Here is a 17,784-nt window from a genome sequence, read left to right as displayed (position 1 = left end):
CTTCGACCTGTCCGAGGCGGGGCCAGTGCCCTCTGCGGGACGACCGGGCGAGTTGCTCGACGTCAGCCAGAAAGCCCCGCATCTGCTTGGCCTGGCGCCCGACAGCCGGTGGATTCGCCTGCGACACTGTGGCCTCCCCGTGGCCCCGCCAGCCGCTCTGTCAACTTCGTCCATAGTCGAGCCCGGAGCATCGGCGATCTCTGTTCGTGCTTGGACGATAGCATGTCGTAACATCCCTCGATGCCCGGTCGATCGGCGACCGGGCAAGCAAGGTGGGACGGTCCACACGGATTGACGGACTTCCGTCGGCGACGACAGGAGGAAGGCGGCTTCGATAGTTGAGCACTTGGCGAAGACGGCGCTCGCCGGGGCGACTCCAGCCAAGCGGCCACGCTGATAGTTCGGTGAAATTGGGCTTCGGTTAGTGAGCCGCCTGCATCCGCTTGGCTTCGTCCCGATGCCGTCGCAGTGCTGCCCTGTCCGGATGGTCATGGCAGTTCGTCGGAAGCCGCAGCCGCCAGCCGTCGAATTCCGTGTAGTAGTCGACCGCGCTGCCGCTGAGGCGTACCCGGAGATCGTCGTCGATCCAGAGCAGGCCACGATCGAAGAGGTTGTGCAGGTCGGCCCGGAGCAGCAGCCCGTTGTTGACCGTGTTGGTCGCCGGACCGTCGTACGGGCTGATGTGGGCCGCCTGGAGTGCGGCCTCGACGTCGCAGCCGGAGATCGCGCACCGCCCGTCGTACGCCTGGAAAAGCCGGCGGCGGAAGTCGGGCTGGCCCTGCCGGACGGTGACCTCGGCCTGCCTGCGCCGCCGACCTTCCGCCAGCTCGACGATGTCGGGGCTCTCCGGCACGTCGAGTGCGGCGGCGGACCCGCCCGACTGGCCCGCCTGGTGCGAGAGATCGGACCGGAGTTGGTGGTTGAAGCGAGGGCTCAGCCGCGACACGAGCGCCGCCTTGAGCCCGCGCCGGTCCTCGGTCACCCTCCAACGGAGCGTCCGCTCCCCCAGCCAACCGGCGATCTCGTCGGCGGTGGCGGCGGTCGTCGTTCTGTCCCTGTCCAGCTCCTCGCCGACCTGCTTGTGCAGCACCGACGACTCGCGGTTGCCGCGCAGGTGCTGCCGAAGGCGTCGCCGCAGGTGGCCGGTCTCGCCGACATAGACGACCTCGCCGTCGTCGACGACCACGTGTACGCCGCCGACAGTCGGGGCAGTGGCGACGAGGTCGACGGTGTAGGGCTGGGGTGGGCTGAAGTCGGCGAGCAGCTCGTCGGGGGAAGGGTCCGGCATGCCGGAACGGTATCCGAGGGCTCCTCAGGAAGGCATCGATATGTGGACCGGTGCAGGGTCCGGGGTGGTTGACGAAACGGTTGCACCGCCGCCGGCTGCCGGGGCCGGCGCGGGACTCGTGGATAGTGGCGTCACGTCGGTCGGCTACTCCCAGCCTTCGCCCACTGGCCGAGCGAGCAGGATTGCTGACATGAGCGGGCGACCGGTCCTGTACCTCGTGGTCTGCGCCGCTCCACCAGCCCTCCGGATCGACGAACTCATCGAGCTGCTGTTGGAGGACGGCTGGGCGGTTCGGGTGATTGCAACACCAACAGCCGCGAGCTGGATCGACCGGGAGGCTCTGGCGCAGCAGACGGGTAGCCTCGTCCGCTCCGAACGCCGCAGGCCCGACGAGCCCGACCGACTGCCGAAGGCAGACGCCGTGCTGGTCGCCCCCGCCACCTTCAACGCGATCAACAAGTGGGCGCTCGGCATCAACGACACACTCGCCCTGGGCATCCTCAACGAGGTACTCGGCCTCGGCCTGCCCATCCTCGTCTCCCCGTACGCCAAGGCGGCCCTGACCACGCACCCGGCGTACGACCGGCATGTCCGGTTGCTCAGCAGTGCCGGCGTGATGTTCACGCCGTCCGAGGCGCTGCGATCACCGACGTCGGACGGCAACTTCGAGTGGCGCCGGTTGGCCGCCGAGCTGCTCCGGCTCATAGGAGGCCATCGGGATCGTCTCTGACCGGAGGCTCAAGATTTGGACCGATCCCTGATTCGGGACTCGACCGAGCAAGCTACGCTCGCCGACGTGACGGAGCTGGCGCGTCGGGCGGACTATCGGTGGCTCGATCAGCAGCGCACGGTGGCCTGTCACATGGCAGGTGACGAACCTGCTGCCGACGGCAACACCCCGCCGAGCGATACGCATCGTCGACGGCTGGACGCTGTTCGAAACTGGCACGAGGCGTTACAGCAGTTGATTACGGACGAGGAGGATGCGCGAGCCTGGCGACGCGCCCGCTCCGAATTTGCGCAGAGACTCGGGTTGGCGCTGGTGCGGGCTACCGACCGGCAGGGCCCCGTCCACGGTCCTGTGCTCTATGGCGTCTGGTTGCGTGCGGGTCTGCTGTACGTCGGCCAGACTGCCAATGCCCAACGCCGCTTGCGCGACCTGCCCATCGGGGAAAGCCATCATCTGGCGAACACGTTCCCACCAGAGATCTGGCACCGCGTGCTTGTGGTGATGTGGCCGGCACTTCCTGAGGCTGCCAGCATTCCCGACGACATCTCCCCAACGGTCGCCGGACTCGCGCTCGAGCACCGGCTTCAGGAGTGGCTCCGCCCGCTTGCGAATTCGGAGCACCGCACTCGCCAAGGGGGATGGCGGCCTGTCGCCTTCGACACGAGCCAGTCGCAGGGCGCCAAGGCTGCTCCCCGGGTCGATCACCTGTTCAGGGCGGTACAGGAGATCTGGCAAGCAGCGGCCTCGGCGGACGCGGACGCGGACGCGGACGCGATTCGACATCCGGCCGTCCGGTGCGTGGAACCGGCAGCCTTCTTGCCCTCCATTCTGGGCTCGGGTTAGTACGCCGCGCTTCTGCTGCTGGCAAGGTGCGCGGCAATCGCCTGATTCGCTTCCCAGCCGTCCGGGAACTTGACCGGTACGTTCAGGTGCACCGGCTCGGTCGACGGATGGGCGTCCAGCAACTCCCCGATCCCCGCCCGGGCCACCACCACACACGCGTGCCGGTGCCGTGACACCAGCACACACAACCGCCCCGCCTCCAGGTGGAACGCGGTCGCGTCCCGCCGCCCCGACAGCGGGTGCAGCACGATCACCACGTCGTACTCGCGTCCCTGCAAGCGATTTGCCGTGTCCACCGTGATGCCGGCCCCGGCCGCCCCGAGCCGCGCCCGGATCGCCGCCACCTGGTCCCGGTGCGCCGCCCCCACCGCGATCCGATCAGCGGTCACCGGAGCGCCCTCGGGAAAACGCTCCGACACCGCCACCGCCCCCCGCTCCAACACCCGCAACGCCAACCGCGCACAAGCCGCCGCCGCCTCGCCATCCGTCCGCAACGTGTGCCGAGCCGGCAGCTCGTACAACGCCCACCCGGTAGCCGCCGCCATCTCCAACGCCTCGTCCACCGCCCCACCACCAAACCCAGCGGCGGCGAACGACAGCGACCGCTGCGCAGCCGTGGTCCCCGCCGAGAACCCCGTGAACGGATAGAACGCCTCCGCCACCACCGGAGCCGCCGACGCCGGCAGTCGCCACGACACCGGCAACCGGTGTACCGGCAGGTCCGGGTTGTGCCGCAGCAACGCCGCCACCGCCGACTGCATCGGGTCCCAGGTCAGCCCGGTCCAGCGTTCCGTCTCCACCGTCGAGAACGGATCCAACTGTCCCGGGTCACCCACGAACAACGCCCGGTCGAACCGCCCCGCCACCCGCAGCAGCGCGTCGGAGCGCATCTGGTACGCCTCGTCCACGATCGCCCACGGCCAGCGTCCCTCCGGGACCAGCGCCCACTTGGCGGCCGTACCGATGATCACGGACGACGGTCCCAGGTCCGCGACCTTCGCCGCGACCCGGACCGTCGAATAGTTCTTGATCCGGTCCGTCGCCGTGTAGTCGTTCGCCGACAACCGCCCGATCGGCAGCTCCGGCTTCGCCTGCGCCAACCGGTCGATCAGGTCGTCGACCTGCTCGTTCGTCTGAGCGATCACGATCAGCGGCTCGCCCGCCTCGGCCAGCTCCCCCGCCGCCCGCACCACCAGGGTCGATTTTCCGGCCCCCGGCGGCGAGTCGACCACCACCCCACGGTGGTCCCCGCTGTGCAGGTCGGTCAGCACCTCCCCGACCACCCGCCGCGCCGCCTCGGCCGGCGGCAACACCAACCGTCCAGACCCACCACCACGGGGCATCAGCAGCCCGGAAGAACTCACGACCACTCCTCCCGAGCATCGTCCACGGTCGGCTCGACCGGCTCCTCCCACGCCTTCGGCGGCCCGCCGTGCGTCCACGGCGTCTCCTCCCGGCTCGGGAACTCCCCCGGCGGCATGAACGAGTCCGACAGCGTCGTGTAGCAGAGCCGGTCCCCCACCTCGGGCACGCTCCCCGGCGCCGGGCTCAGCGACCGCCCCAACCCACCCGACAGCTCCAGCACCACGTCCGTCCGACCGGTCGACCGGTCCGGCGTCACGAAAACCACCCGGGCCTTCTGCCCCGGCCGGCTCGGCGAGTGCAGCACCGCACCCACCGTCACCTGCACCGGGTCACCCGTGGTCACCTGGATCCGGGGCCGCAGCACCCGCCGCCTCCCGCTGTCGTCGATCCGGTTCGCGTCCGCCAACGTCACCTCACCCACGAACGCCTCCCCGGTCAGCCGGTGGTCGGCCATCACCAGCGGGTCGTCGTAGGCGCGCTGGACGGCGTACGACTGCAACGCCCGTTCGAGCCGGTGCAGCCGTTGCGCCGCGTTGACCGCACCGTCCCGGCGCGGCTGCGGATAACCGCCCCCGTCGACATAGAGGGTGAAGGTGCTGAAGACGTCCCGGTCCTCGGCCCAACGCCCGGGAACCCGCGCCCCGACCGGCAGTTCCCGGAGCAGCGAGACGCCCCGCCACATCAGCTCCCAGGTCGGTGTGAGCTGCGATCGCAGGGCTTCTTCGAGTACGCCCCGAGCGCGCCCCCGCCGCACCTCGTCGCCGCTCGCCACCGCCTCCTCGTATCCGGCCATCGCCGGCGCCAGTACCTCGTTGTCGAAGGTCGGATCGGTGGCCGGCCCGGCCGGCGGCCAGCGCAGCGGGTCCTCGGCGATCACCGCCGCATCCGCCCCGCTCAACCCATCCGCCGGGTCGATCCAGGCGAGCAGCGCCGCCAGATGGGCGTCTTCCAGCGCGGACTGCCCGGTCGCCCAGTGCAGTCCGAGCGCCTCGGTCATCGCCAGCAGCATCCCCGAGCCGGGGTGCTCGGCCCGGTCCGCCAGGAACGTCAGCCACTGCCCGAGCAGCGGCACAGTCGGGTGCACCGGATAGTCCCCGTCGGTACGCCGGAACCGCGTCGACCGCCCGAACATCCGGACGAAGCCGATCCCCGCCGAGTTGGGCACCAGCATCTGCGGCGCGTCGACGTACCGGTAGCGGACCTCCCTGCCCCGGTTGGCCGCGACCGCCTCGGTGACGCCCCGGAAGCTGTCCAGATAGGGCAGCAGCACCTCGGCCAGCTCGGCGGCGAAGCCGAACCGCTGGTCCCGGTTGCGCGGCTGCGGCACCACCAGCAGTCTCGGCTCGGCCGGGTCGGTGCCGACCAGTGCGGCCAGCGGGGCGTTCGCCTCGCCGGCCATGCTCAGCGGGATGAAGACCAGCGGCCGGTCCGCGACGTGCAGGTGGCGTACCGTCGTGATCCGCTGGGCGTGCCCGGCCGCCACCGCCTCGGCCCGGGCCAGCGCGGTCAGCGTGCTCACGCCACCGCCCCGGTAACCGCCACCGCCCCGGCTACCGCCACCGTCCCGGCAGCCACCGCCGCCGTCACCGGCCAGGCGGGCCCGGACAGCAGGATCATCCCGCCGTCCCGAGCACCTCGGCGCGGAGCCGGGCGGCGTTGCGGAGCAGCGCCGCCGCCTCCTCCTGCTCCTCGGCCGGGCTCAGCTCGCCCTTCGCCAGCCCGAGCGCGGTCTCGACCCGCTCGATCCCGCCCAGCTCCTCCCGGGCCGAGGTGCCGAGCGCGGCGGTGCAGCCGCGCGCCTCCGCCCGGCAGAAGTAGGCCAGCTCGCAGACCGACAGGCAGTCCGGGGCGTACCGGGCCTCCACCGTCCGCAACGCCTCGACCAGCGCCTCCGGCGCCCGGGTCGGCACCCCGTCGGCGTCCGGCGCCAGGTCGAAGCTGAGGTTCGGCGGCAGGGCGGCCAACATCGTGTCGACCCTCGTCATCCGGCCGAGCTGCCGTCGCAGTACGGCCAACTGCCGGCGTACGTCGACCAGCACCGCCGTCGGGGAGTTGGAGAAGTCACGCGGGCAGACGAGTATCACGTCGTGCGCCACGATCTCCGGGTCGTGCCCGGCCTCGGCCAGCATCTGCCGCATCGCCAGCACGTAGACGGCGGCCTGGATCGCCGCCGCCGACACCTTGGCCGGGTCGGCCTGCCCGTCGACCACCGCGAACGACTTGATCTCGACGACGTGGAACCGCCCCTCGTGCTGGAAGGCGATCAGGTCCGGTTCGAGATAGACCCGCTGACCGGCCACCTCCAGGGCGAGCAGCGGGTGGTCGAAGAGCGTGCCGGCGTCCTCCTCCCCGGCGGCGGCCCGCAGCAGCAGGGCGCGGGAGCGGGCGTACCGGACCTCCGGGCTCTCCTTCTCCCGCCCGGTCACCGTCTCCAGGTCGTCGTACGCCACCTCGGGGATCGGCAGCCCGAGCCGTTCCCGGAGCAGTCTCACCAGCTCGGCGGCGCCGCTCGCCTTCACCTGCGCCTCGAACGCGTTGCCCCGGGCGATGGCGAAGCCGGACTGCCCGAACCGGGCCGGAAAGTCGATGTACGCCGCCAGCCGCTGCTTGTCCACCCCGGCCGTGTCGAGTACGGCCCGGCGGGCGCAGCCGGGGTTGCGGGTCAGCGCGGCGATGGTCCGGGCGTTGTGCCGCTTCGGCTGCACCCCGCCCCGGATCGCGGCCAGCCGATCGGCGGTACTCCTGCCGGTGCCCATGCTGATGCTCGTCATGCCGTCTTCCTCTGGAGCGTCCGCAGCGTACTGCCGAAGAGTTGTTGCACGTCGTCGAGCTGTCGGCGGGCCCGGTCGGCCGCCGCCTTCCGCTGTGCCCGGTCGGTTTCGGCGTGCACCGCCTGTTCGGCCTCGGCCGCCCGGATCACCGTCTGCGGATCCACTGTGTCATGGCGATCAAGTGTTCCCGGTGCTCCGGTCGCCCCGGGGATGTTGGTGGCGAACCGCCACAGCAGCTTGCTCACCGGGGCGCTGCCGTCCGGCATGGTGCCGGCGCGCCGGGCGACCCGGACCGCCGCGGTCAGGAAGTCGACCCGGGGGCTGAGCGGGCCGACGATCCGCCGTTCGAGCGGCCAGGTGGAGACCGCGATCAGGCCGCGTGCCGGTGCCAGGTGGGCGGCGGTCAGCGCCGCGCAGAGATGGTACGGCCGGGCGTACGGCGCCGTCTCGAACGAGCGCTTCTCGTCCCGTCGCAGGTGGGTGAGGCGGTTCGCGGCCAGGCTCGGTGCCGACGGGCCGAAGAACGCCGCGTGCACCTCGGCGATCAGTCTCGGCGCGGCCGGTACGGAGAGCAGGGTCAGCGCGTGGTGTACCTGCTCACGTACCGGCAGCAGTGACCCGGCCGGTCCGGGTTCCGCCCCCACCGGCGCCTCCCCGGTGGGGGCGCTGAGGTCGGCCAGATCGGCGAGGTCGGCGACCGCCTGCTCCCAGTCGCGTTCGGCGGCCCGCAGCTCGGCCCGGAGTGCCCGGGTCCGGCTGGTGTCCCGGGTCGCCACCGCGCGCCGGATCTCGGCCCGCAGGGCGTCGATCCGGTGCTCGATCGCGTCCACCGACTCGGCCACGCTCGCAGAGTACGAGTTCCACTCTTTTCCAGCAATTACCAGCGTCGCGACGCGCCGCCCACGCTCGGGTCAGCGGGTGGTGACGTGCGCCGTCCGACAGCTCACGGCCGCTGGACCGCCGGGCTGGCCGGCGCGGGCGTCACTTGGGCAGTCGCGGCTTGGCGGCCTTGAACACGCCGATGGCGAACTTCCGCAGGTCGATGTTGAGCCCCGTGACGTCGACCTGCACGTTGAACGCGCCCTTCGGCAGTTGTGCCTCGAGAATTCCGAAGCTGCCCAGGTCAGCCCAGTACGCGGTGACGCCGAGGCCGGAGACCTTCGGTGCGCCGTAGACCTGCTCCGCCTTGTCGCCGGGCCGCCAGGTCATGGTCACCTGGGTGAGGTCGTAGTCGAGGACGTAGGTGCAGCGGTTCCGGTTCCCGCTCACCTTCTGCACCGGCTTGGAGACGCCGGCCAGCTCGCTGACGATCCGGCTCACCTCCGCACCCTCGACGAATCCGCACCCCGCCACCTGGGGCGGGCCGGACGGGGTGGCCGGAGCCGACGGCCGGGCCGCCGCCGGGGTGGTGGGGCCGGACCCGGCCGACGGTGACTTCTCCGCCAGCATCGACGGCAGCCTCGACAGCTCGAACTGGGTCGCGCACGAGTACGGGCCGCTGCCGTTGACCACCTCGACGCCGTCGACCTTGATCGTGCAGGTCAGCTGGTACGACAGGTCGGAGCTGTTCGCGTTGCCCTGCACGAAGAGGAGCGCGACGCCGGGCTTGGTGGTGACCTCGGTACTCCAGAAGGGCACCGTCCCCGGCGAGGTGGCCTCGACGCCAGCGCCGTCCGGACCGGCGTAGCTGATCTTCAGGTTCTCGTTGGCCGTGCCGGAGGCACTGATCGAGTACGACACCTTGTGTGCGGGTTCCACCTGCGGCTCGGGCACCTCACCCGGCCCGCAGCCGCCCACCACCGTGACAATCCCGATCAGCACCAACGCCGCCATCCGTCGCACCCGGGGCACCCTACCGGACGTCTCCGACCAGCGCCGGCCCCGACGGTCCTGGTTGGACCGCCGCCGGAAACCGGCCGCGTCGGGTCGCCGCGCTCCGCTAGGCTCCGGGGCCGTGCGCAGAGCGGTGACGACCTTGGTGCTGACGATCCTGCTGACCAGTGGCCTGGTCGGCTGTCGGCCGGACCCCGTCGAACGGATCAATCCGCCGATCACGGTGTTCCTCACCGCCGACGTGACCCCGGAGCAGAAGCAGGCGGTGCAGGAGAGACTGCGCGACGTACCGGACGCGGCCGAGGTCACCTTCCAGAGCCGGGAGCAGGCGTACGCGGACATCAAGGAGCGGTTGGCGGAGGACCCGGAACTGCTCGACGCGGTACGCGCCGACAAGCTCCCCGAGTCCTTCAAGCTGACCCTGCGCGACCGGGACGCCTTCGACCGCGCCGTCGCCGGTCCGCTCGTCGCCGAACTGCGTGCGCTGCCCGGCGTCGACGACGTGGTCTATTTCAAGGGCGAGTCAGCGCTCACGCCGCCGCCGTCGGCCCCGGCCGTGGCCAACTGCGCCTGGGGAAGCCTGTCGCCCGCGCCGAAGCAGGGCGACTGGCGCGAGATCTGGGTCTACCTGTCGAGGACGATCTCGGAGTCCGAGCGGCAGGCGGTCGAGGCCAAGCTGCGCGCCCTCCCCGACGTGGTCGCGGTGCGGTTGAAGCCCCGGGACGACACCGACGGTACGGCTACGGCCGCTCCGGAGCGCGCCGAGGCGGCCACCCCGACGCTGCCACCTCGGGGCAACGATCTGTACCAGGTCGAGCTGGCCGACCAGGCCGCCGCCAACCGGGCCGCCGCCTCCGAACTGGACACCGAACTCTGCCGGCTGCCCGGCGTCGCCCGGGTGGTGCTGCCGCCGAAGCGGGACGGCTGACAAGCTCCTGCCGGCCGGCGGCACCCGGTCATCCGCCCAGCCGCTGCCGGGCCAGGAACTTGGGCACCACCATCCGCCACGCCTCGGTGACCAGCTCCGTCATCTGCTCGTGGTCCAGCCGGGCGAGGTGGCAGCACACCCAGTTGAAGCGCAGATCCGACTCGCCGGGCAGGAAGAACAGCTCGGGGTCGCCGGCGACCAGGGCGGCGCGCTCCTCCTTCGGGAAGCCGAAACCCATCGTCGTCTCGTCCCGGGAGAAGGCGACGTAGACGATCGCGCCGACCCGGAACTTCACCCGGTCGCGGACCAGGTGCTCGCTGCTGCGCGGCAGCGTCCGGGCCAGGGCCCGTACGTCGGCTACGGTCACCACCGGCCGAGCGTAACGAGGGGTACCGACAACCGACGCCGCGTGCCCGGCCCGGCCCGGCCCGGCCCGGCTCGGCTCGGCCCGGCGAAGATTCTTCCGCCGACCGGCAACCGATCCGCCGTGTCACTCCGATAACGAGTAGACGCAGTGGAGAGGAGCCCGGGTGACGGCGGAAGAGGACCAGGACTACGTCGAGTACGTCTCGGCGTCACTCGACCGATTACGACGGACCGCGTACCTGCTCTGCGGGGACGCCAACCGGGCCGACGACATCGTCCAGTCGACGCTGGTCTCCGTCTATCTACGTTGGTCGAGAATCCGCACCGTCGACAACCTCGACGGCTACGTGCACCGCATCCTGGTACGCCGCTACGTCGACGAGAGTCGCCGATCCTGGGCCCGGGTGCTGCTCGCCTGGCGGGTACCGGAGCTGGCGGCGGAACCCGCCGGCAGCAGCGAGGACGCCGACGCCGTACGGGCCGCGCTCGGCACGCTGAGCCGCAGCCAGCGCAGCGTACTGGTGCTGCGGTTCTTCTGCGACATGTCGGTGGCCGAGACGGCGGCCGTACTGAACTGCTCCGCCGGCACCGTCAAGAGCCAGACCTCCCGGGGCCTCACCGCGATGCGGGACCTGCTGCGCGACCAGTGGCCGACAAGCATCCCGGGTCAGTTACAGGAAGCGGGTAACCAGTGACAGAGCTCGACGACGAAGACGCCCGCTACCTGCGGGCCCGGCTGGCCACCGTCACCCCTCCGGCGGGGCGGCTCAGCGCGGACGGGCTGCTGGCCGCCGGGCGCCGGGCCGGCCGACGACGGCGTACCACGGCGACCGCCCTCGGGGCGCTGCTGCCGGCCGCCGCGCTCGTGCTGGTGGCGGGCGGGTTCCTCCCCTGGGACGACGACACCGCCCCGCTCCCGGGTCCGGCCGGGACCCCCACGCCCAGCGTCTCCCCGGCGACCGCCGCCTGCACCCTCGAACGGCTGCCGCTGCCGTCCGGCGCCACCTCGGGAGCGGTGCTGGCCGGTTCCCCGAACGGGCGGCACCTGGTCGGCAGCTTCCAGCGACCCGGGATCGCCAACCTTCCCGCCTGGTGGGTGGACGGGCGCCTCCGGCAGATTCCGGTCGAGGCCGACGCGATGGCCAGGGACGTCAACGACAGCGGCACGGTGGTGGGCGACGGTCCCGGCCCGGACGGGAAGAGCGCCCCGTGGGCGTACGTGGACGGCAAGCTGGTCTGGCTACCGATCCCGCCCGGCTTCACCAGCGGCACGGCGCACGGGATCAACGCCCGGGGCGACGTCGTCGGCTCGCTGGGCGGCGAGCCGGATCGGGCCGTCGTCTGGCGCGACACCAGCACCTCGCCGCGGGCCGACCTGCTGTCGGCGCCGGAGGCCGGCGCCTACGCCATCGGCATCTCCGACTCCGGGGTGGTGATCGGCGGCCTGTTCGATGCCGGCCGGTCCGGTTCCGCCACGCCCTACCGGTGGGACGCCGACGGCCAGGGCGCCGCGCTGCCGTTGCCGGCGGGCGTGGACCGCGGCTCGGTGCGCGGCATCCGGGGCAACTGGGCGCACGGTACGGCGGCCAAGAGCAACGGCGTACCCGCCCTCGGCACCGGGCCACCGATGCCGGTGTTGTGGGACCTGGAGAAGGGCACCGCCACCATCGTGGACGGCGGCATGGTCATCCCGGGTGCGGGCAACGCCCGGGGACAACTGCTGCTGCACCGGGACGGCATCGTCCTGCTCCGCGATCCGGACGGTACCCAGCGGAAACTGCCGGGCGAGGAGGGCTGGCGCTACGGAGCCAGTGCGCTGGACGACAGCGGTGACCGGATCGCCGGCAGCGGCGGCGCTCGCCCCGTCCACTGGAACTGCCGGGACTAGCAGCCGACGGCCGGCGCGGTCCGGGTTCGGGCCGGGCCGCTCGCGGAACCGCTCAGCGGGCGTCGACCGGGGTCTGCGCGGCCAGGTGCTGGCGGGCGAACTCCAGCGCCGCCCGCAGGTCGCTCTCCCGGTCGGCGCGGCTGCGGGCCCGCCGGGTGGAGACCTCCACCGCGACCGAGCCGGTGAAGCCGCGCCCGGCGAGCGAGGTCAGCAGTTCCGCGCAGGGCTGGGTGCCCCGGCCGGGCACCAGGTGCTCGTCCCGGCCCTCGCCGGTGCCGTCCCCGAGGTGTACGTGCGCCAGCCCGGCCCCCATCGTGTCGGCCATCTCCAGCGCGTCGCTGTGCGAGGCGGCACAGTGCGACAGGTCCAGGGTGTAGGCGGGGTAGCCGATGTCGGTCGGGTTCCACCCCGGCATGTACGGCACGAACTCCCGGCCGGCCATCCGGACCGGGTACATGTTCTCCACGGCGAACCGGATCCCCGGGTGCTCGGCGCCGAGCTTGCCGAGGCCGTCGACGAACGAGCGGGCGTACTCCCGCTGCCAGGTGAACGGCGGGTGCACCACCACCGTCGGCGCCTCCAGGGTCTCGGCCAGCACCGCCGAGCGGCGCAGCCGCTCCCACGGGTCGGAACTCCAGACCCGTTGGGTGACCAGCAGGCAGGGCGAGTGCACCGAGAGCACCGGTACGCCGTAGTGCCGGGCCAGGCCCTGTAGCGCCCCGGCGTCCTGGCTCACCGCGTCGGTCCAGACCATCACCTCGACCCCGTCGTAGCCGAGCGCCGCCGCCATCTCGAAGGCGGCCGCGGTCGGCTCCGGGAAGACCGAGGAACTGGACAGCAGTACGCGGGTGGTCACGGTCTCAGGGTAGCCCGATCCGGCACATCCCACCCGGTCGCGGATCGGGCGCAAAGCCTCAGTAGCGGACGAAAGCCCAGGTCAGACCAGCTCTCGTGGCCCCTGCGCCGGCTCCAGCAGATCGAGTCGGCGCAGGATCACACCCTCCCGGAGCGCCCACGGGCAGATGTCCAGCTTCTCCACCCCGAGCCGGCGCATCGCCGCCTCGGCCACGATCGCCCCGGCCAGCAACTGGTGCGCCCGGCGGGCGCTGACCCCTTCGAGTTCGGCGAGCTTGCCCGGCGGGATGTGCCGGATGAAGCCGATCACCTGCCGCAGCCCGGTCTGGGAGAGGCTGCGCGGCGCCCAGAGCCCGTCCGACGACGGTGCCGCCCCGGCCAGCCGGGCCAGGGTCCGGAAGGTCTTGCTGGTGGCGGCGACCCGGTCCCAGCCGACCTCGACGGTGTCGTCGACCACGGCGTCGAGCATCTCCTCGACGTACGCCTCCAGCTTGGCCACCGCCGCCGACGACGGGGTGTGGTTGCTCTCCGGCCCCACCTCCAGCCACTCCCGGGTGAGCCGGCCGGCGCCGAGCGGCAGCGACTGGGCGAACTCGGGCTCCTCGTCGATCCCGGCCGCCACCTCCAGCGAACCGCCGCCGATGTCCAGCACCAGCAGCCGACCGGCGGACCAGCCGAACCAGCGGCGTACGGCGAGGAAGGTCATCCGGGCCTCGTCGGCACCGGATAGCACCTGGAGGAGTACCCCGGTCTCGGTCCGGACCCGGGCCAGCACCTCCGGCGCGTTGGTGGCGTCCCGGACCGCGGAGGTCGCGAAGGCCAGCAGGTCGTCGGCGGTCAGCCGGGCCGCCGCCATCTTCGCCTCGTTCACCGCCGCGACCAGGGCGTCGGCGCCGGCCACCGGCAACGCACCGTCCCGGCCGATCTGCTCGGCGAGCCGGATCACCGCCTTCTCGGAGTGCGCCGGCCAGGGATGGGCCCCGTGGTGCGCGTCCACGACCAGAAGGTGCACGGTGTTGGAACCGACATCAAGCACGCCGAGTCGCATGGCAAAGACACTAGACGCAGGTCGCGGGCGGAGAGCGGGCGTAGGCTGACCGGGTGGCAGCAGCACGCGACCAGCTCCGGATCCTGGTGGACGACCCCGCCGACCCGCGCGCCCGGGAGGTCCCGCTCGACTTTCCCCGGGAGTGGCTCGAATTCACCGACCCGGCCGACCCCGAGCACCTGATCCGGGCCGACCTGACCTGGCTGCTCTCCCGCTGGACCTGCGTCTTCGGCCAGACCTGCCACGGCATCATCGCCGGCCGGGCCGCCGACGGCTGCTGCTCGCACGGCGCGTTCTTCACCGACGCCGACGACGAGAAGCGGGTCCGGTCGGCGGTCAAGCGGCTCACCCCGCAGACCTGGCAGCACTACCGGCGCGGCTTCAAGAACTACACCGAGATGGACTCGGTGGACGGCGAGACCCCGGCCCGGCGTACGGCGACCCGCGGCGAGGAGGCGCCGTGCGTCTTCCTCAACGACGCCGACTTTCCCGGCGGGGGCGGCTGCGCGCTGCACGCCCAGGCGCTGCGCGACGGCGTACACCCGCTGGAATACAAGCCGGACGTCTGCTGGCAACTGCCGGTACGCCGGGACCAGGACTGGGTCAAGCGCCCGGACGGGACGAAGGTGCTGGTCAGCACGCTGGGCGAGTTCGACCGGCGGGGCTGGGGTGCGGGCGGGCACGACCTCGACTGGTGGTGCACCTCGTCGCCGGAGGCGCACGTCGGCACCGAGGCGATGTATCTGTCGTACTCCCCGGAGCTGACCGCGCTGATCGGCAAGCCGGCGTACGCGAAGCTGGCCGAACTCTGCGCCGAGCGCGAGCGGCGCGGGCTGGTGGCGACGCATCCGGCGACCGCCGGGGCCGACCCGGTGCTCGACCGTGCCGAGGAGCCCGGCCGGGAGCCGGCCAGCCCGAAGGCCGCCGCCGCCGGACGGCGTCCGGCGGCGCAGCGCCGGCCGCGCGGCACCTCCCGCTGACGGGGTGAAGGGGTCCGGCCTACGGCTCGAACTTGTAGCCGAGGCCCCGCACGGTGACGATGAAGCGCGGCGCGGAGGGCTCCGGCTCGACCTTGGAACGCAGCCGCTTCACGTGTACGTCGAGCGTCTTGGTGTCGCCGACGTAGTCCGCGCCCCAGACCCGGTCGATCAACTGCCCCCGGGTGAGCACCCGCCCGGCGTTGCGGAGCAGCAGCTCCAGCAGCTCGAACTCCTTGAGCGGGAGCTGCACCGTGGAACCGTCGACGGTGACCACGTGCCGCTCGATGTCCATCCGGACCGGGCCGGCGGCCAGCGTCGGGGTGCCCGGTTCGACGGTTTCGTTGCCGCGTCGCCGCAGTACGGCCCGGACCCGGGCGACCAGTTCGCGCGGCGAGTACGGCTTCGTCACGTAGTCGTCGGCGCCGATCTCCAGCCCGACGACCTTGTCGATCTCGCTGTCCCGGGCGGTGACCATGATGATCGGCACCTGGGAGCGCTGGCGGAGCTGCCGACACACCTCGGTACCGGACATCTCGGGCAGCATCAGGTCGAGCAGCACGATGTCCGCGCCGGTACGGTCGAACTCGGTCAGCGCCGCCGTGCCGGTCGCCGCGGCCGAGACCTCGAATCCTTCCTTGCGCAGCAGGTAGGAGAGGGCGTCGGAAAACGACTCCTCATCCTCGACCACGAGTACGCGGGCCACGGACTTTCCTCTCTGGTGTCGGTCCGGCTCGGAACTATCCGAACGAACCGGTCTCGATCTCAACTGACGGGGCTGGCGGCAGGAAGGCGTCCGGCGGACGCGCGGGAAGCCGGAGGGTGAACGTCGAGCCACCCCCAAGAGTGCTGGACACCTCGACCCGGCCGCCATGGTTGGTGGCGATGTGCTTGACGATCGCGAGGCCGAGGCCGGTGCCGCCGGTCTGCCGGGACCGGGCCTGGTCCGCCCGGTAGAACCGCTCGAAGATCCGTCCCACGTCGTCCGGGGCGATCCCGATGCCCTGGTCGGTGACGGCGATCTCGATGTGTTCACCGGTACTCCGCAGCGCCACCGTCACCTCGGTCCGCTCCGCCGAGTACGCGATCGCGTTCTCCACCAGGTTGCTGACCGCGGTGGCGATCTGGCTGTCGCTGCCGTAGACGGTGAGGTCCCGTTCGCCCTCGACCACGACGGTGATCTGCCGGGCGGTGGCGGCGGTCCGGGTCCGGTCGACCACCTCGGCGGTGACCCAGTCCAGCGCGACCGGTTCCGGCGCGGGCAGCGGCTCCGCGCCCTGCAACCGGGTGAGTTCGAGCAGTTCGTTGACGAGCTTGCCGAGCCGGGTGGACTCGTGCTGGATCCGCTCGGCGAACCGGCGGGCCGCCGCCATGTCCTCGCCCGGGTCCAGCGTCCCGTTTCCGGTGCTCTGGTCGGTGGCGTCCAGCAGCGCCTCGGCGAGCAGCTGCAACGCGCCGATCGGGGTCTTCAGCTCGTGGCTGACGTTGGCCACGAAGTCCCGGCGGACCCGGGCGACCCGGTGCGCCTCGGTCACGTCGGCCGCCTCGACCGCGATGTAACCGGAGCCGAGCCCCATCGCCCGCAGGTGCACGCCGAGCGGGTCGGACATGCCGCCCTCGCGGCCCCGGGGCAGGTCGAGCTCGACCTCGCGGCGCACTCCGGTGCGCCGCACCTGGCCGGCCAGGGTACGGATGATCGGGTGCGCGGCGACGGTGCCCGGGGTACTGCCGACCCGGAGCAGTCCCATCGCCCGGGCGGCCGGGTTCACCAGGACCGGTACGTCGTGTGCGTCGAGGACGACCACCCCGACCCGGAGCGAGTCCAGGCTCTTACGGCCGAGTCCCGACAGCCCGCCGGCCTGCTCGTCAGTGCCTATCGCCGGCCTCCTGTTGCTGCGTGTCCCGGCTCGCCCGGTCACGATGCGCCCGGCCGGGAGCCATCTGGCGACCCGGTGGCGGAGCGGACCGAGGGACAGGCCGAGACCGAGCCCGACGAGCACGCCCGCGACCACCCCCCATTCCACGCGGCGATCGTAGGGTCATCGTTAACCTGTCGACCAGGCAAAATCGGGCGAATCACGCGGGCATCCGAGAATGTTCACCCGCCGGTCCGGTGCCGTTCACCGTTGTTCACCCCGGCGCCGCCGGATCCCCCTACCGTTGTCCGGACCGACACCCCACCGTCCGGGCGCGAACCCGCCACGGCCGGCGAAACCGCCACCTCCCAGCAGGACGTGATCATGCGCGACGAATTCCGGATCGACCTGAACATCGTGAGCCAGTTGCTGGTGGACATGGCCGAGGCGATCCGGGTCGCCATGCGGCAGGCCACCCGGGCACTGCTCACCGCCGACCGGACGGCCGCCGAGGGCGTGATCGAGCGGGACGCGGAGATCGACGCCCTCTACCGGCAGGTCGAGGAGCGGGTCTGCGACCTGCTGGCCCGGCAGGCGCCGGTCGCCTCCGACCTGCGGGCCCTGGTCACCGCCCTGCACGTCGCCGCCGACCTGGAGCGGATGGGCGACCTCGCCGACCACGTGGCCAAGACGGCCGTACGCCGGCACCCGTCCCCCGCCGTACCCGCCGAGCTGCGGCCGGTCTTCACCGAGATGGCCGGGGTGGCGGACCGGATCGCCGACAAGATCGCAAACGTACTCTCCAAGCCCGACGCCACCCTCGCCGCCGAACTGGACTCCGACGACGACGCCATGGACGAGCTGCACCGGCAACTCTTCGCGGTGCTGCTCGCCGACGACTGGCCGTACGGGGTGGAGACCGCGATCGACGCCACCCTGCTCGGCCGCTTCTACGAGCGGTACGCCGACCACGCGGTGAACGCCGGCCGCCGGGTCGTCTACCTGGTCACCGGCGAAACCCAGGTGTGAGGAAGGG

The 17,784-nt window shown here is 72.0% G+C and carries 18 protein-coding genes; 7 read left to right on the top strand and 11 right to left on the bottom strand.

From position 1 onward, the window contains the following. Positions 1 to 421 precede the first annotated feature (421 nt). A complete protein-coding gene (locus C6361_RS11590) occupies positions 422 to 1,288 on the bottom strand; it encodes an HNH endonuclease (RefSeq protein ID WP_107267746.1) in 867 nt (288 codons plus the stop codon). Positions 1,289 to 1,478: 190 nt separating this feature from the next. On the opposite strand from C6361_RS11590, the gene C6361_RS11585 reads away from it, so the two are divergent. Next, positions 1,479 to 2,018 (top strand): flavoprotein, encoded by a 540-nt coding sequence (locus tag C6361_RS11585; RefSeq protein ID WP_107267745.1) that lies wholly within the window; start codon positions 1,479 to 1,481, stop codon positions 2,016 to 2,018. A gap of 66 nt (positions 2,019 to 2,084) precedes the next feature. Then, positions 2,085 to 2,861 (top strand): hypothetical protein, encoded by a 777-nt coding sequence (locus tag C6361_RS11580; RefSeq protein ID WP_159079296.1) that lies wholly within the window; start codon positions 2,085 to 2,087, stop codon positions 2,859 to 2,861. Here C6361_RS11580 and C6361_RS11575 read toward each other — a convergent pair. The 5 genes from C6361_RS11575 to C6361_RS11555 form a co-directional block, all read right to left on the bottom strand. Next, on the bottom strand, positions 2,858 to 4,204 hold the full coding sequence (locus C6361_RS11575; protein ID WP_107270895.1) for an AAA domain-containing protein: 1,347 nt from the start codon (positions 4,202 to 4,204) through the stop codon (positions 2,858 to 2,860). The genes C6361_RS11580 and C6361_RS11575 overlap by 4 nt on opposite strands. A 17-nt stretch (positions 4,205 to 4,221) precedes the next feature. After that, entirely contained in the window at positions 4,222 to 5,745 is a 1,524-nt protein-coding gene (locus tag C6361_RS11570; protein ID WP_107267743.1) for a hypothetical protein, read from the bottom strand. 94 nt (positions 5,746 to 5,839) lie between these two features. Further along, a complete protein-coding gene (locus C6361_RS11565) occupies positions 5,840 to 6,997 on the bottom strand; it encodes a hypothetical protein (protein ID WP_234359451.1) in 1,158 nt (385 codons plus the stop codon). Continuing rightward, complete coding sequence (locus C6361_RS11560) at positions 6,994 to 7,839, bottom strand: hypothetical protein (RefSeq protein WP_107267742.1); 846 nt, start codon at positions 7,837 to 7,839, stop codon at positions 6,994 to 6,996. Before C6361_RS11560 ends, C6361_RS11565 begins: the two co-directional genes overlap by 4 nt. Before the next feature lie 139 nt (positions 7,840 to 7,978). After that, on the bottom strand, positions 7,979 to 8,839 hold the full coding sequence (locus tag C6361_RS11555; RefSeq protein ID WP_159079295.1) for a hypothetical protein: 861 nt from the start codon (positions 8,837 to 8,839) through the stop codon (positions 7,979 to 7,981). A gap of 112 nt (positions 8,840 to 8,951) precedes the next feature. Between C6361_RS11555 and C6361_RS11550 the strand changes: the two genes are divergently transcribed. Next, the gene (locus tag C6361_RS11550; protein ID WP_159079294.1) at positions 8,952 to 9,758 is read left to right on the top strand and encodes a permease-like cell division protein FtsX; all 807 of its coding nucleotides are present in this window, start codon (positions 8,952 to 8,954) and stop codon (positions 9,756 to 9,758) included. 28 nt (positions 9,759 to 9,786) lie between these two features. Here C6361_RS11550 and C6361_RS11545 read toward each other — a convergent pair whose 3' ends face one another. Further along, on the bottom strand, positions 9,787 to 10,128 hold the full coding sequence (locus C6361_RS11545; protein WP_107267739.1) for an MmcQ/YjbR family DNA-binding protein: 342 nt from the start codon (positions 10,126 to 10,128) through the stop codon (positions 9,787 to 9,789). Positions 10,129 to 10,288: 160 nt separating this feature from the next. Here C6361_RS11545 and C6361_RS11540 point away from each other — a divergent pair, with 160 nt between their 5' ends. Continuing rightward, the gene (locus tag C6361_RS11540) at positions 10,289 to 10,819 is read left to right on the top strand and encodes a SigE family RNA polymerase sigma factor (RefSeq protein ID WP_107267738.1); all 531 of its coding nucleotides are present in this window, start codon (positions 10,289 to 10,291) and stop codon (positions 10,817 to 10,819) included. Continuing rightward, on the top strand, positions 10,816 to 12,012 hold the full coding sequence (locus C6361_RS11535; protein ID WP_107267737.1) for a hypothetical protein: 1,197 nt from the start codon (positions 10,816 to 10,818) through the stop codon (positions 12,010 to 12,012). The genes C6361_RS11540 and C6361_RS11535 overlap by 4 nt, the downstream gene beginning before the upstream one ends. Positions 12,013 to 12,064: 52 nt before the next feature. Here the strand turns inward: C6361_RS11535 and C6361_RS11530 are convergent, their stop codons facing one another. Continuing rightward, the gene (locus C6361_RS11530; protein ID WP_107263772.1) at positions 12,065 to 12,802 is read right to left on the bottom strand and encodes a sugar phosphate isomerase/epimerase; all 738 of its coding nucleotides are present in this window, start codon (positions 12,800 to 12,802) and stop codon (positions 12,065 to 12,067) included. A gap of 147 nt (positions 12,803 to 12,949) precedes the next feature. Beyond that, the gene (locus C6361_RS11525) at positions 12,950 to 13,915 is read right to left on the bottom strand and encodes a Ppx/GppA phosphatase family protein (RefSeq protein ID WP_107257612.1); all 966 of its coding nucleotides are present in this window, start codon (positions 13,913 to 13,915) and stop codon (positions 12,950 to 12,952) included. 80 nt (positions 13,916 to 13,995) lie between these two features. On the opposite strand from C6361_RS11525, the gene C6361_RS11520 reads away from it, so the two are divergent. Further along, on the top strand, positions 13,996 to 14,895 hold the full coding sequence (locus C6361_RS11520) for a hypothetical protein (protein ID WP_107270894.1): 900 nt from the start codon (positions 13,996 to 13,998) through the stop codon (positions 14,893 to 14,895). Between the two features lie 19 nt (positions 14,896 to 14,914). Here C6361_RS11520 and C6361_RS11515 read toward each other — a convergent pair whose 3' ends face one another. Then, positions 14,915 to 15,598 (bottom strand): response regulator transcription factor, encoded by a 684-nt coding sequence (locus C6361_RS11515; RefSeq protein ID WP_107257611.1) that lies wholly within the window; start codon positions 15,596 to 15,598, stop codon positions 14,915 to 14,917. A gap of 34 nt (positions 15,599 to 15,632) precedes the next feature. Beyond that, entirely contained in the window at positions 15,633 to 16,916 is a 1,284-nt protein-coding gene (locus C6361_RS11510) for a cell wall metabolism sensor histidine kinase WalK (RefSeq protein WP_107267736.1), read from the bottom strand. 216 nt (positions 16,917 to 17,132) lie between these two features. Between C6361_RS11510 and phoU the strand changes: the two genes are divergently transcribed. Continuing rightward, a complete protein-coding gene (gene phoU, locus C6361_RS11505) occupies positions 17,133 to 17,777 on the top strand; it encodes a phosphate signaling complex protein PhoU (RefSeq protein ID WP_107263770.1) in 645 nt (214 codons plus the stop codon). Positions 17,778 to 17,784 lie beyond the last annotated feature (7 nt).

This window comes from Plantactinospora sp. BC1 (genome assembly GCF_003030345.1).
Taxonomy (GTDB): domain Bacteria; phylum Actinomycetota; class Actinomycetes; order Mycobacteriales; family Micromonosporaceae; genus Plantactinospora.
This window is presented reverse-complemented; position numbering and strand designations above follow the sequence as displayed.